Annotated in this window: 12 protein-coding genes; 8 read left to right on the top strand and 4 right to left on the bottom strand. The window is 55.6% G+C overall.

Annotation, left to right across the window (positions count from 1 at the left end):
* Nucleotides 1-67 precede the first annotated feature (67 nt).
* Both bsh and LG373_RS00965 read right to left on the bottom strand, forming a co-directional pair.
* Nucleotides 68-1,021: a choloylglycine hydrolase gene (bsh, locus tag LG373_RS00960; protein ID WP_114567044.1), complete on the bottom strand. Its 954-nt coding sequence runs from the start codon at nt 1,019-1,021 to the stop codon at nt 68-70.
* Between the two features lie 270 nt (nt 1,022-1,291).
* The gene (locus tag LG373_RS00965; RefSeq protein ID WP_225748739.1) at nt 1,292-2,791 is read right to left on the bottom strand and encodes a helix-turn-helix transcriptional regulator; all 1,500 of its coding nucleotides are present in this window, start codon (nt 2,789-2,791) and stop codon (nt 1,292-1,294) included.
* Nucleotides 2,792-3,070: 279 nt separating this feature from the next.
* On the opposite strand from LG373_RS00965, the gene LG373_RS00970 reads away from it, so the two are divergent.
* From LG373_RS00970 to LG373_RS00985, 4 genes are all read left to right on the top strand, one after another.
* Nucleotides 3,071-4,948, top strand: a complete 1,878-nt coding sequence (locus LG373_RS00970) for an FAD-dependent oxidoreductase (protein ID WP_216528974.1) — start codon at nt 3,071-3,073, stop codon at nt 4,946-4,948.
* 632 nt (nt 4,949-5,580) lie between these two features.
* Nucleotides 5,581-6,165, top strand: a complete 585-nt coding sequence (locus LG373_RS00975; RefSeq protein ID WP_216528973.1) for an aminodeoxychorismate/anthranilate synthase component II — start codon at nt 5,581-5,583, stop codon at nt 6,163-6,165.
* Between the two features lie 8 nt (nt 6,166-6,173).
* A complete protein-coding gene (locus tag LG373_RS00980) occupies nt 6,174-7,562 on the top strand; it encodes an anthranilate synthase component I family protein (RefSeq protein WP_216528972.1) in 1,389 nt (462 codons plus the stop codon).
* Complete coding sequence (locus LG373_RS00985; protein ID WP_114567040.1) at nt 7,559-8,305, top strand: aminotransferase class IV; 747 nt, start codon at nt 7,559-7,561, stop codon at nt 8,303-8,305. The genes LG373_RS00980 and LG373_RS00985 overlap by 4 nt, the downstream gene beginning before the upstream one ends.
* Before the next feature lie 904 nt (nt 8,306-9,209).
* Here the strand turns inward: LG373_RS00985 and LG373_RS00990 are convergent.
* Nucleotides 9,210-11,114 carry a DHA2 family efflux MFS transporter permease subunit gene (locus tag LG373_RS00990; protein ID WP_114567038.1) on the bottom strand — a complete coding sequence of 635 codons (1,905 nt, stop codon included), beginning with the start codon at nt 11,112-11,114 and terminating at the stop codon, nt 9,210-9,212.
* A 147-nt stretch (nt 11,115-11,261) separates the two neighbouring features.
* Here LG373_RS00990 and LG373_RS00995 point away from each other — a divergent pair, with 147 nt between their 5' ends.
* The 4 genes from LG373_RS00995 (at nt 11,262) to rhuM (ending at nt 14,398) form a co-directional block, all read left to right on the top strand.
* Complete coding sequence (locus LG373_RS00995) at nt 11,262-11,816, top strand: TetR/AcrR family transcriptional regulator (RefSeq protein WP_114567037.1); 555 nt, start codon at nt 11,262-11,264, stop codon at nt 11,814-11,816.
* Between the two features lie 166 nt (nt 11,817-11,982).
* Complete coding sequence (locus LG373_RS01000) at nt 11,983-13,050, top strand: endonuclease/exonuclease/phosphatase family protein (RefSeq protein WP_114567036.1); 1,068 nt, start codon at nt 11,983-11,985, stop codon at nt 13,048-13,050.
* Nucleotides 13,051-13,264: 214 nt separating this feature from the next.
* On the top strand, nt 13,265-13,471 hold the full coding sequence (locus LG373_RS01005) for a hypothetical protein (protein WP_225748740.1): 207 nt from the start codon (nt 13,265-13,267) through the stop codon (nt 13,469-13,471).
* Complete coding sequence (gene rhuM / locus LG373_RS01010) at nt 13,472-14,398, top strand: virulence protein RhuM/Fic/DOC family protein (protein WP_225748741.1); 927 nt, start codon at nt 13,472-13,474, stop codon at nt 14,396-14,398.
* A 96-nt stretch (nt 14,399-14,494) separates the two neighbouring features.
* Here rhuM and LG373_RS01015 read toward each other — a convergent pair whose 3' ends face one another.
* The gene (locus tag LG373_RS01015) at nt 14,495-15,577 is read right to left on the bottom strand and encodes an alcohol dehydrogenase (RefSeq protein ID WP_225748742.1); all 1,083 of its coding nucleotides are present in this window, start codon (nt 15,575-15,577) and stop codon (nt 14,495-14,497) included.
* Nucleotides 15,578-15,589: the final 12 nt, after the last annotated feature.

Here is a 15,589-nt window from a genome sequence, read left to right on the forward strand (position 1 = left end):
AGCGATTCGTTCAAGAGCCCTCGGGGCGACGCATTGGCGCGTTATGCAGAGCACCCCGCATGTTTTTCTATTGTTCGATTGAGATGAGGCTCGGGCCGCGCCAATCGTAATTATCGAGCGATACAGAGCGGATGGCTGGGTCGTCGTATGTGGAGTAGTAGTACGTGTTCGTGCGCGACGAGAAACCCCCGCTGAACACGGTGATTTCGAAGTCGCCGTTCGACATGCGCGCAGCGCCTTCCACCATGGAGACTCCCGCAAGGGAACGGAACAAGCGGGAAACGTTCTCCTTCTCGGAGTTTTTCTGCGGGTAATTTGCGTTCAGGTATGCAAGCCGCACGAAGCGCGAGGGGGAGTAGTAGTCACCCGGGATGCCGCGCATGCCAGCGCCCGATCCATAGGGCTCAAGCGTTGCCGCGCGCCACGTGCGCGTAGGGGGGACGTCGCTGGTGACGTTGAGATAGCCCCGTAGGTTCTCGAACTGCCAGGCGAATCCTGGTTGGTTAGTGAGGACGTCGACATCGTCGTGGAACACTTGCATGCCTTGATCGGTGTATTCGACGACGATCGATCGGGCTGCATCTCCAATGATCCAGTGGAGCAGGGACGACTGAAAATCGGCGTTAAGGGGCTTGTCGACGATCGCGACGTTTTGCAGCGCCGCCTCAACTTCGTCGACGGTTTTGTGCAAGCTTGTTACCCAAAGGGGAAACTCGTAGGACGCAACATTGACCTTGCCGTCGACGGAGGCGGGTTCGTACTGTGCGAAGCCAGGGAAGTTCAAGCCTGCTATGGCAAGACCTTGGTCGTTGGCGCAATCGAAATAGAGTGGCGTGTCGTCGGCGACGATCCCCATTCCTATAACAGGGTAGAGGGTTTCCTCGATGGCGTCGAAAGGGGATGCGGGTGCATATCCAATGGGCGTAATGCATACATGCTCTCCGTATGAGCAGCTCCAATCCAAGTTACGACCGAAGTACATGTTTCCCGACGCATCCGTGAACCTGATACCCGAGCACATGGCAATCCTTTCTATTCTCTCGAGACAATCCGGCAAGCCCTTGTCTGCGCGCCGTGTTTGTGCGTGCTTTTTTCCTGCCATGCATGCAGTATGGAGGCGAGAGGTCGTGCGCAGCTCGATAATAGCACTCGCTTCGAGGGAAGGCGCAAAGGCGTCTCTCCTCGAATACGATTCGTAACCTTTGGCTTTTACGTTGTTGGGGTAGGCAGGCAGGAAATCGGTCGCGACCATGGGCCGGTCGCCTGTGGTCGCATTCCGGGTTCGTGCGTTTTAGCTGCTATGGCTTGTTTCCGTTGGGGCTTCCACAAGGTCGATAAGCTCTTGTTTGCAGGTGACTCCCGTTTTCGAATACACGCGCTTGATGTGGGACCACACGGTGTTTTCCGATATGACAAGCGCTTCGGCAATGTATCTGGCAGAGCGTCCGCGAGCTAGAAACGCCATGATTTCTCGCTCGCGTTTCGTGAGTGCCACTTCTTCGGCGATGACGGCAAGCCTTTGCTCGATGCTCGTTTCGCTTTCGGCGGGGTCTAGTTCAGACGCGTGCTCGGCACGCGCTTCTGAGGCATCGACGCTCTTCATTGTTACCGCTTCTGCGATGTGCATGCTTTGGTTCCTGTCGCTTGATCCCCGGCTTTTTCGGACTGCGATCATGAGCACGGTTACCAGCGGGTAGATGGTTGCAAACGCCAGAAGGGTGAGAAGCGACAAGCCGTAATCGGCGCTTAAGGCCCCAAGCAAAAGCCCGATGGACAAGCCGACGAAAAGAGATAGGCTTGAACCTCCTAAGTAAAGTCCAGACAGAATATAGCTGGGGTAAGACAAGGTACGCGATCGTTCGACGATGAAGACAAGGAACATCATGCCACAAACGTCATAGCAGGCGATCATGACAAACCCCGTGAAAGAGCTAAGAAAGTTTCCCATGAAAGGTAACAACGACAAAATCACAAGCATGCAAGGAAAACAGCCTTTATAGACGCTTGTAGGATTGGGGCGCCGAGCGGTTGCGAAAGCGAGAATGGCCGTAATAAACGTTGCAACCCCAAGCGGTAACCACATGTTCACATCTCCCACGATGTGCTCCGTCGAAGAGCCAAGAACCGAGGTGTGCAGAATCCCCACGACGCCGACGAGCACGAACAGGCAAATGTAAGATTGGAACAACTCGAAACGCAGGTCTGGCCGTGTTTCGGGGGGTGTTTTGTGCTCTGTTGCCGGGATATTTCGCCGGACTGCTCGAAGCAGAAAGGAAGAAACAAGGAAAAAGGCAATCTCCGCTATCCTCACGACAGTTGCTGGCGCAAAGGAAAGACACGCGACCAGTACTCCCTGGATGATCAGCGCGCAGACGATTTGGTTGATCGAATGCTGGAGGCTGTCTTGAGCGGAGAGCACTTCAAGCCAGCATGCGCAAGCTATTGTTATTGAAAACCCGCATAATGCACCAAGCAGTTTTGCCAAGAAGACCGGGGGCAGTGCGAATGGGCCCGAGATAAAATTCAGCGACAAGCCTGCAACGAATATGATGACGGCAGGAACCTGGGAAAGGCTTTTCCCAGCAAGCTTTCCTTTGCCAGCAAGCCATGCTATGGCAAGGCCGGTCGCGCAAGCAACAAGATTCATGGCAATCATGAAATCAAGCTCGGACACAAATCCGATGCTGGATGCAACCGATCCCATTGCGGTCATGTAGGCAAGTGATGTGGCAGCTTTGGCCAATCCAAATCCAACAGCGGACAGAACCCTCGTCTCTCGCGTAGTACCCATCGGCCACCTCCGTGCAGTATTTTAATGCTACTGGCATGATTCGTTCTCGAAAAAATGGTTAAGCAGCTGGGAACAAGCTGTACCGCGTTTTTTGTATGACCGCTCCGAACTGGGGAAAAGGTAGCATCTAACCCAAAATCAATGAATTTTCCTCATTCGCAAATGCACCGACATTCGGTGATGCCGGCTCTTGAAAACGGACGTATTCTACCCAGAGGCAAGCGATCCAGAGAATATGGACGACGCCTACACGTATACGCCTCAAGGAGGGAGAATGCCATGGAAATCGATCGCAGGAATTTTATCAAGGGGTCCCTTGCAGTCGGCTCGCTCGCCGCGCTTGGCGGACTTGCCGGGTGCTCTGCACCGAAGAAACCCGAAGATAAGCCCGAGGGTGGGGAAGCCGGCAAGAAGAAGGTGCCCGACAGCTTCACCGATGGCAAATGGATCGGGAAGGCCATGGGCCACGACAACGAGCTGATCACCGAAGTCACCGTGTCCGGCGGCGACATCGCCAACATCAAAGTCCTGCGTTGCGACGATACCATCGGCGTCGGCTCGGTAGCCGCCCCGATGATGGCCGCAAGGCTGCTCGAAACCAAGAACCTCGACGTCGACGCCGTGACGGGTGCAACCACCACGTCGATGGCCGTCACCATGGCCGTCAAAGACGCCATCGAAAGCGCGGGCGGCTCCGCTTCCGACTTCAAAAAGGGTCCCGTCGAACGGACGGGCGGCGCCGCGCAGACCGCCGACGTCGACGTCGTGTTCATGGGCGCCGGCACCGCCGGGCTCGTCAGCGCGTGCCGCCTGCTCGAAGAGGGCAAGAGCGTCATCCTGTTCGAGAAGCAGGACATCCCCGGCGGTTCGATGTCCATGACCTACTCGGGCGTCGCCGCCGCAGGCTCCGAGCTGCAGGCCAACTACGGCCTGGGCCGCTTCGACGACAGCCCCATGTTCAACAAAGACGCCATGCTCGCCGTCATGAAGAAGTACATCGTCCCCGAAAACGATCGCTTCAACGGCGAGATGCCCTACCAGACCGCCATGTACGACAATTCCGGCAAGCTCGTCGACTGGATGCACAAAATCGGCGTGGGCTTCTACAGCCTCGGCGTGAACAAGGCTTACGGCATCACGCCCTACCTGGCGCCTGGCTGTTACATGGGCGGCTGCGGGTACGCCATGCAGTACCTCGTCGATCGCGTCGGGGCGCTTGGCGGAAAAATCGTGTACGCCACGCCGGTGACCGAACTCGTGAAGAACGCCGAAGGCCGCGTCACGGGAGTGAAGGCCAAGGGCAAAGACGGCAGCACCTGGGAGGTCTCGGCAAAGGCCGTCTGCCTCACCTCGGGCGGCTTCGCGGCGAACAACGAGATGATCGCCGAATACTACCCTGGCTACGAAGAGTACAAGTTCAACTGCGCGCCGGGTTCCACCGGCGATGGGATCAAGCTCGGAATCGAGGCGGGCGCAGCCGTCGAGTGCATGGGGCGCGATCTCGGCGCCTATCTTTCCACGACCGCGCAGGCGGGCTCTCGTTTCGAGATCGCCTTCCTGTACCAGACCACGCCCGGCATCATGGTCAACGGAAGCGGCAAACAGTTCGGCAACATCATGTCGGACAACCACGGCGTCATGAGCAAGGCGCTGCGCAACCCCGACAACGGCGGCCGGTTCTTCCATATCACCGACGAGTCGGGCTACATCACCACGATGAAGAACGAGACGTACGCGATGGACATCTACAAGTGCCTCGTCGACCGCGGCGACATGGTTCACTACGATTCCGTCGAAGCAGCCGCCGAAGCGCTCGAGCTGCCCGAGCTCAAGGCGACGATCGACGCGCACAACCAGCATGCGCTCGCCGGCGAGCCCGACGAGTTCGGGCGCAAGAACCTTCCCTACCTTGACACCTACAACGGCATCTGGGTGGTTTCCTGCGAGCCGACGCTCTACCTCACCACCGGCGGTCTGGCGATCGACACGAGCTGCCATGTGCAGAAGGAAGACGGCACCGCCGTTCCGGGCCTTTACGCAGCCGGCGACGTTTGCGGCTCGATCGAAGAGAAGGACGGCCGCGTCTACGCGATGGGATTCGATGCTGCCATGAACTACGGCTACATCATGGCCGAGGCAGTCAAGGCGGAGGTCTGATTGTTTTTTTGACGGCCAAATAAAGAGAACCGCGCGAAGCGACCCCCCTAAAGCTGAGCTGGGTTTAATGAACTCGATCGCGGCTTTAGTGGGTTTATGGGCTAAGGCGTTTCGCGAGCAGGGACAAAAAAGATGGCTTTGACGCCTTTGGGTTGAATGGGGTCATTGGGGCCGAAGCAAATTCAATTCATCCGGAGAAGTGGTGAATTGATGATCGGTCAGGTGGGTTCGGGATGCAAATGGAGGCACTCTCAAACGAATCTAGCAACCAAAACGGTGGGCTAGCGAATAACGTATCTTGAATCTTAGAAGCCGGTTGCCTCGATCAGCTTGAAAAAGACGGAGCGATATAAGGGAAAGCTGCGACCATAACTGTCGACGCGAATCAAGCAAGACAAGCTCCATGGGGGAGTGTGGACGTTTCGTGTATGGCGGGCGTTGCGAGGGGAACTCCTAGTATTTTCTTGCAAGCACTTGTTAAACGGGTACAATCTGTTGAAACAGAGGGTGTGTCCCAAAGCAACAAGTGGGAAAACTGCCATTTATTCGCCGGTGACGGCGGATGGGTGGCAGTTTTTCTTTTGCGGCAGTGTTTTTTGCCGGAGGAGCGTAGGAGGCAAGCAGTGTATTTGATGCTGGATAATTACGATTCGTTCACGCAGATGCTCGTAAGCTATTTTCGTGAGCTGGGCGTTCGCATGGACACGTACGAGAATGACGGTATCGACGCCAAGACCGTGCGCGACATGGATGATGCGGGCCTTCTTCGGGGCATCGTGGTTTCCCCTGGGCCCAAAAGCCCCAAAGAATGCGGCAACTGCGGCGATATCGTGAGGCTGGCTGCGCGTCGTCGCATCCCCTTGTTGGGAGTGTGCCTAGGCCATCAGGTAATTGCTGACGTGTTCGGCGCGCGCGTGACTCGGGGCAAGCGTCCCATGCACGGAAAGGTTACCGCGATTCGACACAACAACCAAGGATTGTTCAAGGCTTTGCCCGAGACGTTCGAGGTTGTTCGTTACCACTCTCTAGTGGTTGACGACGACGAGCTTCCCCATTTTTTCTCCGTTGACGCGCGCTCCGAAGACGGCGCGATCATGGCCTTGCGGCATAGAGAACTGCCGCTGTACGGTGTGCAGTTCCATCCCGAAGCGGCGCGAACCCAGTATGGGCATGAGCTTCTGTCTCGTTTTGTGGTGTGCTGCGAGACGGCGCGATAGGGGGACTCGTGGCCACGGCTGTTCATGTATTTCGCTTCTATAAACCGCTTTCTGACCTGTTCGAGTTGGTTAAGGCTATGCCTCAAGCGCTTTTCCTTGACTCCTCCGAGAAGAGCGATCAGGGACGGTTCTCTTTGGTGGGGCTGATGCCGTATGCCACCGTCGAGCAAGTCGGGGGGAGTTGCTACGTCAATGGCGCTGCGTCCCCCCTCTCGTTCTTTGAACAATTGGGCGCCTACCTCGATGATGCTGCGGCGCCCAATACCACCGGGCTCCCTCTCATCTCCGGCGCTTTAGGCTATCTCGGGTATAGCATGGGGCTTCAGGCGTGCAAGATTGCGTCGCGACACTTGCCGCGCGAGCGCATTCCTGAGGCTTCCTTTTCTTTCTATGACCTGCTGTTTGTGGAAGATATTGCGAACGAGAAGCTGTATTTGTGCACACAGGGCGTTCGCATGAGCCATGGTGATGCCCTTGCATGGGCGACTGGATTGTTGCATAAGGTCACGCCGGCGCCTACGCCGTTAAAGCACGAGCGCCAGGCGAGCTTTGATGCTTCTTTCAGTGCCGGCGATTATTGCGCCGCCCTTGACCGCATGGTGCGCTATATGGTTGACGGGCACATATACGTTGCCAACATGACGCAATTGTTGAGGTCCTCGGCCCCGGCAGACCCCTACGATGCATATCGTTACCTACGCTGTCATAATCCTGCTCCCTTTTCAGCGTATCTATGCGGGCAGGGGGGCGATGCCGCGACGGATTATCAGATTTGCTGTGCGAGCATGGAGCGCTTCCTGCAGGTACGGGGCGGGCACGTTCTTGCTCGTCCTATCAAAGGAACGCGCAAGAGGGGGGGAACGCTTCAAGAAGATGAGGCGCTTAAGGCCGATCTTGCCGAAAGTTCCAAAGATAATGCCGAGCTTCTCATGGTTGTCGATTTGGAGCGTAACGATTTGGCTCGCGCATGCGCACCGGGAACTATCGTCGCGCATCCGGAGTTTGTCGTCGAGGCCTACCCGACAGTGTTTCAGCTTGTGGCGACTGTGGAAGGAGTGCTGGCGCCTGGCAAAAGCGCGTTGCGTTTCGTACAATCGGCGTTTCCGGGAGGGTCCATCACGGGTGCGCCGAAAATTCGCGCTATGGAGATCATCGACGAGCTTGAGCGAGATGCCCGCGGCCTCTACACGGGCTCTATTGGATACTTTTCTGCAAACGGAGACTGCGATCTCAATATTGCTATCCGTACGGCGGTATGTCAAAACGGAACAGCGTATCTAGGCGTCGGCGGGGGGATCACCGTGGAATCTGATTTCGATTTCGAATACGAGGAAACCTTGCAAAAGGCCAAGGCGGTGCTGGAAGCATTGGCTATTGAAGAACGGGAAACGAGATGAGCGATATGGTGGCGGCCGACGACGGCTTCTTTTTCGGTTTCGGCGCTTTTGAGACTGTGGCGGTGGAGAACGGCCGTCCTGTTTTGCTCGAGGAGCATCTGAATCGTCTAGACAAGGCCTTGCGCTTTCTCTGCATTGATGTGCCCAAGGAGCGTGTACTCGAGCGCGTACGGCAGGCTCTTGATTCTCGGCCAGTCGATGCGCCGGAGCGACAGGCATTGAAAGTCACGGTCACGTCTCATAATCTCGTGGTGGCCTTGCGCTCCAACACGTATGTCGGAGAGGATTATCGTAAGGGGTTTTCCTGCAGCGTAAGTTCTGTGCGCCGCAACGAGACTTCTCCGTTTACTTTTCACAAAACGCTGAACTATGCCGATTGCGTCTATGAAAGGCGTAGGGCTCGCGAACAATGTATAGACGAGCCTCTGTTCTGTAATATCCAAGGCCATCTCTGCGAAGGGGCAACTACGAATCTGTTCATCGTTCGCGACGGTCGAGTTATAACGCCCTCAGTTGCGGAGGGTATTCTTCCCGGCATCATGCGGGGCTTTGTGATGGAACACGCAGATGTTGAGGAGGCTGTCGTCACCGTGGATGATGCAATATCGGCAGACGAAATGTTCGTCACTAATTCTTTGCTGGGAATCATGCCGGTTTCGCGTTTTTGCAACCACGGTTACGAGAGTAGAACGAAGGCGCATGAGCTTTCGGTTATATATCGCGACATGGTGCGAAACTTGTGAGCAATAAGTCGCCAAACGCAGTGGCTACTGTTTCTTTCCTCTTGGGCTGGTGGCTTGCATGGTCGATGTATCGTTTTGCTCAATGGTCGCATGGATAGATGATTGGTGGCAAGATTTTTCCTGTTTCCATACAGGCTGTAGTTCACGTCTCTGTTGGCAGCCTTTGTGCAAGGACCGCTCGGTGGAACACCGTTACGCTGCTCTATGCTAGGAGAATTATGGCGAAAAATAGCCACAAACTTTGCAAGGGATAGGCATTCTTTAGAGCGGCTTAATGGCTGCGACTGCTGTTTTTGACCATGAAGAGGATGGAAGAAAGATGTGGTAAAACAAAAAATCCATCATACAAAAAGTTCTAGGAATCAGCACGAGGGGCATGGTATTTTCGTGTGCGTGCTTTGCGGCAACGGCAAGAATCGCCATCACTCGCGTTAAGGCTTGCGAGCTGAATCTCGATTTGGTACTGCGAAAGGCCAGCATCGACTATGTTCCTGTTGACGAGGGCATGGAGTGCCTCGGCATTGCAATTTCGCTGACGCTCGTGGTTAGCTTGCATCTGCAGCGCCCATTGCGAGGCTACTGCCGTCGCCAACATATTTTCCTGACGTCAACACTCTGAGCGCGATCTCTGGGGATGATGCTCGAAACACGATGTTGGCATGCGTATCGTTATGGTCTTCATTGGCAATGCGTTTGCCAGTATGTTAAGAGCTTTTAGAGGCTCGTTCGAGGTTTCTAAGTTCTCTCCACTTCAAAATGCAAAGATTGCCAGAATTTGTGAAGAACGAGGTAGGCCTCCTTGAGGTTTACCTCGTTCTTAGGCGACTTGAAATGGGGGCAGCAGCGTCGATGATGCGCAGGGTGGTCTGACTGAGTCGTTTCGTGCATTAGTGCGGAAGCTGTTTTAACACTTGTTTTCGGTTTTGATCGGGGCTTGCTGCTTTGCGCCTAGATCAACCATAACATCCATAAGGTGTCGTACCGCCTCGTCACGACTGATGGTGCCAATTAGCAGATTTTCGTCTATGACGGGAATTTTCTTGATTTTGCGTTTACTGAGGACTGCGAACACTTCGTCTATAGTGGCATTCGATTCTACCGAAATCACGTTTTTCGTTGCAATATCTTTTACCTGCAGCTGCATGAGTGCGCTGCATCGTTCGGCAAATGTTTTAGTATCCTGTATTTCGCGTACTTCGTACGTTGCGTCGACCGTGAGTGCAGTATGCGCGCCCGTGAAGCTAAGCAGGTCGCCGTCGGTTACGAATCCCGTTACGCGCCTTTCAGATCCCAGTACGGGAACACCGTTGATTTTATTGGCAACCAGGAGTTCAACAAGATCGGATACAGGTGCGTTTTCCGAGATAAACAAAGGGTTTCTGTCTATCAGAACCTCAATTGGGGAAGGCGATTTCGAAGCTGTATTTTCGTTGTTTGCTCGAGTTCGCACGAATATGAACGAAAGAGCCAAGCAGACGGCGGCCAAGCCGAAGCCAACCCAGTTCGTCATCTGGAAAGCCGCAATGGACGTTTCGTTCGCCTGGACGGCTCCGCCTGCGAACAGCGAGAGCAGCACCGCCATGACGGCAGACCCCATAGCGCCGATTATTTGCTTGAGGGTGTTGTTTACCGCAGCAGCGTCTTCTACTAGATCATCTACGGCTTCGAGAGACCATGTCGTCAAGACCTGCATCGAAAGGCCAATGCCCACGCCGCGCAGCACTTGGAAGAACATGATAGCCCAAACGGGTGTTTCGAAATCAAAGAATGCCATACCGGCAAGTCCCGCACAAAGAACTGCGCTACTAATCAAGGTCAAACGTCGTACACCCACTTTTTCTGCGAGAACTCCGCCTAACAAGCTGCACACTGCCATCGCAATGGCTGACGGAAGCGAGAGCATGCCGGAAAGTGTTGCAGAATACCCACACATGCTTTGTGCGTAAATGGGAACAACTAACGTGACTCCCAAGTTGACAAAGTTCATAAGAGCGTTGATGAGCGTTCCCATGTTGAAGCGCTGATTTTTGAATACTGTTAAGTTCAAAAAAGGATGTGAAAGCCTATTCTGGCGACGAACAAACAGGACGGCAGTCAACACGCCGATCGCGAGAGGCGCCCATACGAATAGGCTCGTCACGCCAAATGAACTTATATTGGAAAACGAGACGATAATGCCCACGCAGAGTATGGCCGATTGTGCAAGAGAGACGAAATCAAGAGCGCTCTTTTCGCTGTCTGTAAGGTTGCGTGCGACTATGAAAGCCACTACGGTCATAACGCAACTTGCAACAGCCAGCATGGCGAACACGAAACGCCAGCCGTGCGAGTCTATCAGCACGCCGCCTAGCGTTGGCCCTATGGTGGGTGCTACGCAGATAACCAATCCAACAACGCCCATGGCAAGCTGCCAGCGATGTTGCGGGAGCACCTTGAAAATGGCAATTTGGAGGTAAGGGTATAAAACTCCTGTACCGGCTGCTTGCAATACGCGTGCTAATACGAGCATTGCAAAGCTTTGCGCGAAAAAACCCGCTACCGAACCGACGGTAAGCAGTACGAGAGAGCTGAGAAGAACCTGGCGGGTTGTGAACCGATGGGTAATGTAGGCAGTGGGGGGAATCATGACTGCCAAGACGATCGAGTAAGAGGTGGACGCCCATTGCGCCATACCGGAGTCTACGCCAAATTCGTCCATGAAAATAGGCAATCCAGTAGCGAAGATGGTTTGGGCTAAATATCCCACTATGCTTACGCATAGCAAAACCGCCAAAGTGGCCATGAAACGAGGCTGAACTTTTTGATGCATGTAGTGAGCTTCTCCTTTCGGCAGTAATGGCGCCTTCTAGGGCGCCATCAACAAGTCGTAACATTGACATTTGTTAGACTTTATCGGATGCTTTCTCCCGCGTCAAAGCACGCGGTGTCACTAACCTGACAAAGAAAGAAATCCGTCATGTATTCTGGAAAAAATCCATCGGCGCTCAAATCTCAACATGCATTAGCTTGGGCGTTATACGAGCTTATGAAATCTAGACCTTATCAAAAGATCACCATTACGGGGCTTTGCGCGCAAGCTGGAGTATCGCGGCAGACCTTCTACCAGCTTTTTAATGGAAAAGACGAGGTGATACGCATGTTCTTGCGCATCAAGCTAAGGCGTGGGTTCGAGAACATCGACAAGCGTGAAATCGTAGATTTGTCCGATGTCGTTCGCGATCTGCTGCTTCCGTTCGAACGAGATCGCACGTTTCTTTGCATGCTGTATCGTAACGGCCTTGATGCGCTCGTATATGATGAACTTCTGTGTGCTATTTCTCTCGCAACGGAGAAAGTGCAAGGAAAGCACCCTCGACGTACGCGCGGATATGCCGATGCCTTTCTCGCGGGTGGGTTGACGAACCTGCTTCTTGCTTGGGTTGTGGACGACGATCCTCTTTCCGATGGTGCTGTCGCGGACATCATCTCCGACATTCTCCAAGGGCGTTACTATACTGATCCCATTATTTGATAACAACCCGTCATATGAACAAATGCATCGTACGAGTTTCGAGTCTTTCTACGGAGGTCTAAGGTCGTTCGAGACGATGGGAGCCATGATGTCTCCGATGCTGTGTCGTTTGTCGAAGTGTGATAGATTGGCCTTTCCGCGCACGCCATTCGAAAGCGAGGGATCTATGGAGCCGAACGAAGGACAGCACGCTGCTCGTAACGCACGACCCAGGCACTCTATTGGGCGCACGATCGCAAGCGTTCTCTTGTGGGCGTTGACGGCCTTCCTCGTCGTCGGCATGGCTTCGCGGTACGCGCCTTCTGTCCTCAGCAACGGGAGGCTCATTCCCGAAGTGGCGGCGTTCGTTCCGTGGTTCGCCATTCCCAGCGCGGCCATGCTTCTTGTTGCGACTTTCACCAGGCGAAAAGCTCTCTCGGTGCTTACGGCGCTCTGCCTGGTCTGCCAGGTTTTCTGGCACGTAGGGTTCTTCCTGCCCGCTTCGCGCATAGCGCCGAAGGCGGTGGAGCCCGTTCCCGTTCAGACGTCTGCCGATACCGTCATGCGCATCATGACCCTCAACACCAAGAACGGCTTGGCCGATGCCGACCAGATCGTCTCGATCGTCCGCGACCAGCGCGTCGAGGTCCTGGCGCTCCAGGAAGTCAGCGCCTCGCTGATCGAGCGACTCTCTGCGGCCGGCATCGACGAGCTGCTTCCGTACCACGTGTTCGGCGATCCCGGCCCCTACGACAACGGCGGCGTCAACGTCCTCTACGTGCTCGCTCCCATGAGTGACGCGTCTTCGAGCATTCTGCCCATCACGGGGTCTGCCGCCCCCGCCGCCACGGTAACCGCCGGGTCGCATACGGTGCGCCTGGTCAGTACGCATCCCACGTCGCCCAAGTCGGGCACGCGGGGATTCTGGAACGAAAGCCTGCGCAACTTGAGCTCGCTTCGCCAGTACGACGACGAATACCTGATCATGGGCGACTTCAACTCCACATGGGATCATTCGCGCTATCGCAAGATGCTCGGCGACACGCTGGTGGACGCCTCGCAGCAAGCGGGGGAGGGCTTCCACATGACGTACCCGTCCGAGCCGGATTACGCCATGTTCCCGGTACCTCCCATGATCGAGATCGACCACATCGTCTACTCCAAGAACAGCGGCATGTCCGTTGGCTCCCTGCAGACCGTCAACGTGAGCGGCACCGATCACCTGGCCTTGCTGGGCACGTGGACCGTGTCGTAGTCAAGCGCGCTCGTCCGTATTCCGATTGTGAAGGATCCTGCGTCCACCCCGTGATCCAACGGCTCTTGAGCCAAGACGCTTTTTGCAGATCGCCTCGTGGTTGACGTTCGCATCATCGGCCAGGATGTTTCGCTCCGCGCTCGTTTCGTAAGCGCTCGACAGCAGGCTGACATCATTGGTGAACGGCTTATCAAATTATTTGTAGGCCCCTATAATGGATCCATGGTTCTATTTAGGAAGGGAATCATGGCATTGTTTGCGCTGCGAAAGTGCAGCCGCGATGCGTTCTACGCGGCCTATTGCCGCACAATCAGCTTTGGCGGTTGTATGGAACGAGGTCAAGGCGAAGCTTGATGAGCGTATCGAGCAGTTTCTTGCGGATTTGGGCAACTCTGATGCTTTGAAAGGGGAGGAGAAATAGGTGGGCGTGGAAGAATTAAAGTTGTTCGAATCTGACGACGGGTCGATTTCGCTCCCGGTGCAAATAGAGGAAGACACCGTTTGGCTTACCCAGGCACAGATGGTAGAGCTTTTCGAGAAAGATCAATCCGTTATCTCGCGACATATCAACAACGCGTTCAAAGAAGGCGAGGTCGACCGTAAAAGCAATATGCAAAATTTGCATATTCCCAGTTCAGACCGCCCGGTTGCCCTCTATAACCTCGACGTCATCATCTCGGTCGGCTACCGCGTGAAGTCGCAGCGCGGCGTCGAGTTCCGCCGTTGGGCGACGGGCGTCCTTCGGAAGTACATTATAGAAGGCCAGGCGGTCAATGCTCGCCGTCTCGAGCAGCTTGCAGATGTTGCGCACGTCATGGCGCGCATCCCCGACAGTCTTGAAACCCGCCAAGTGCTTGATATCGTAAGAAGCTACACTGTCGCACTGGACTTGCTCGATGACTATGATCATCAACGGATTTCGCTTCCGCAAGGGAGCAGAGACGTCCGCGTGCTTAGTTACGAAGAATGTCGTGGTGTTATCGACGGGATGCGCTTTGGAGATGAAAGCGACCTGTTCGGTGTCGAGAAAGACGATTCGTTCAAAGGCACCATCGGAAGCATATACCAGAGCTTCGGTGGCCAAGAAATCTATCCATCTCTTCAGGAGAAAGCCGCCAACCTGCTGTACTTGGTGGTCAAGAACCACAGTTTCCTTGATGGAAACAAGCGTATAGCGGCAACCATGTTCCTATATTTTCTCGATTGCAACAAATCTCTTTTCACGAAGTCCGGAAAAATCATCGAAGACAGCACGCTTGTGGCTGTCACTATTATGATCGCCGAATCAAAACCAGAGGAAAAAGACGCCATGGTGGCGCTGGTCATGAACTTCCTTGCCCTTGATTAGCCCATGTGGTTTCGACGCCGATATGCTATCGGATGGTTTGTTTTACTTGCTGCGATGCTGAACGAGGGAAACGCGAAGCGCTCGGGGAAGGCCGCCCTACTCCTCGTAAGGAGTCAGCACCACCTTCAGGCAGCCGTCTTCGTGAGCCTCGAACGCGCGGTACGCCTCAAGCGCCTCGTTTAGCGGGAAGCGCTTCGAGATCAAAAGCCCGGTGTCCAACCGCCCCGCAGCGATCAAGTTCATCACGCGGTCAAGGCAATGCGCGTCCACGCCGCCGGTCTTGAACACCAGGTTCTTGCCGTACATGCGGGGAAGTGGCAGCACCTGGTCCTCCTCGTACAGCGCCATGACCGACACCACGGCGTTGGGCCTGGCCACGCGCCAAGCAAGCTCGAACGTTCCCGATGCGCCGGCGCACTCGATGACAGCGTCCGCGCCGCGCCCTTCGGTCAACGCGCGCACGGCCTGCTCGGGGTCCGTCGCTGCATCGGCGGGGTCGATCGCCGCATCCGCCAGCCCGCGCTCCACGGCCAACGTCCTGCGTTCGGCATCCACTTCCAGCGCGATCACCTGCGCGGCGCCGTACAATCGCGCGCACATCATGGCGCACAGTCCCACCGGTCCGGCGCCTATGACCGCCACCGTGTCGCCCGGTTCGATCTCGGCTATTTCGGCCCCGAAATAGCCCGTGGCCAAAATGTCTCCCAGAAACAGCGCGTCTTCGTCGGTCACGTTGTCGGGGATGGGCGTGCAGCCGTTGTCCGCGAACGGAACGCGCACGTGCTCGGCCTGGCAGCCATCGATGCGGCATCCCAGCTCCCAGCCGCCCCGTTCGCAATTGTTCACGTAGCCGCGCTTGCAGAAGAAGCACTCTCCGCAAAACGTCTCCACGTTCACGGCCACGCGGTCTCCGGGCTTCACGCGCGCAACGTTCGCGCCCACCGATTCCACCACGCCCACGAATTCGTGCCCCAGCACGGTGCCGGGCACGGCCCGCGGAACCGCATGGTGGAGTATGTGCAGGTCGCTCGTGCAAATGCTCGATCGCGTAACGCGTACCACAGCATCGGTGGCCGCCTCTACACGCGGTCGGGGCCGATCGGCCAGCTGCAGGCTCTCGCCGTCCCAAACGACGGCTTTCATGGTTTTCGCGGGGCGGGGAAGAGGTTGGTTCGTCATGCGTGCTCCTTC

This window comes from Paraeggerthella sp. Marseille-Q4926, assembly GCF_916618935.1.
GTDB classification, from domain to species: Bacteria; Actinomycetota; Coriobacteriia; order Coriobacteriales; family Eggerthellaceae; genus Paraeggerthella; species Paraeggerthella hominis.

What these genes read in the sequence shown, in the direction of transcription:
- LG373_RS01015 (WP_225748742.1), bottom strand. Translation starts at nt 15,577, where the DNA reads ATGACGAACCAACCTCTTCCCCGCCCCGCGAAAACCATGAAAGCCGTC.
- LG373_RS00970 (WP_216528974.1), top strand. Translation starts at nt 3,071, where the DNA reads ATGGAAATCGATCGCAGGAATTTTATCAAGGGGTCCCTTGCAGTCGGC.
- LG373_RS01000 (WP_114567036.1), top strand. Translation starts at nt 11,983, where the DNA reads ATGGAGCCGAACGAAGGACAGCACGCTGCTCGTAACGCACGACCCAGG.
- LG373_RS00965 (WP_225748739.1), bottom strand. Translation starts at nt 2,791, where the DNA reads ATGGGTACTACGCGAGAGACGAGGGTTCTGTCCGCTGTTGGATTTGGA.
- LG373_RS00995 (WP_114567037.1), top strand. Translation starts at nt 11,262, where the DNA reads ATGTATTCTGGAAAAAATCCATCGGCGCTCAAATCTCAACATGCATTA.
- LG373_RS01005 (WP_225748740.1), top strand. Translation starts at nt 13,265, where the DNA reads ATGGATCCATGGTTCTATTTAGGAAGGGAATCATGGCATTGTTTGCGC.
- LG373_RS00985 (WP_114567040.1), top strand. Translation starts at nt 7,559, where the DNA reads ATGAGCGATATGGTGGCGGCCGACGACGGCTTCTTTTTCGGTTTCGGC.
- bsh (WP_114567044.1), bottom strand. Translation starts at nt 1,021, where the DNA reads ATGTGCTCGGGTATCAGGTTCACGGATGCGTCGGGAAACATGTACTTC.
- LG373_RS00975 (WP_216528973.1), top strand. Translation starts at nt 5,581, where the DNA reads ATGCTGGATAATTACGATTCGTTCACGCAGATGCTCGTAAGCTATTTT.
- LG373_RS00990 (WP_114567038.1), bottom strand. Translation starts at nt 11,114, where the DNA reads ATGCATCAAAAAGTTCAGCCTCGTTTCATGGCCACTTTGGCGGTTTTG.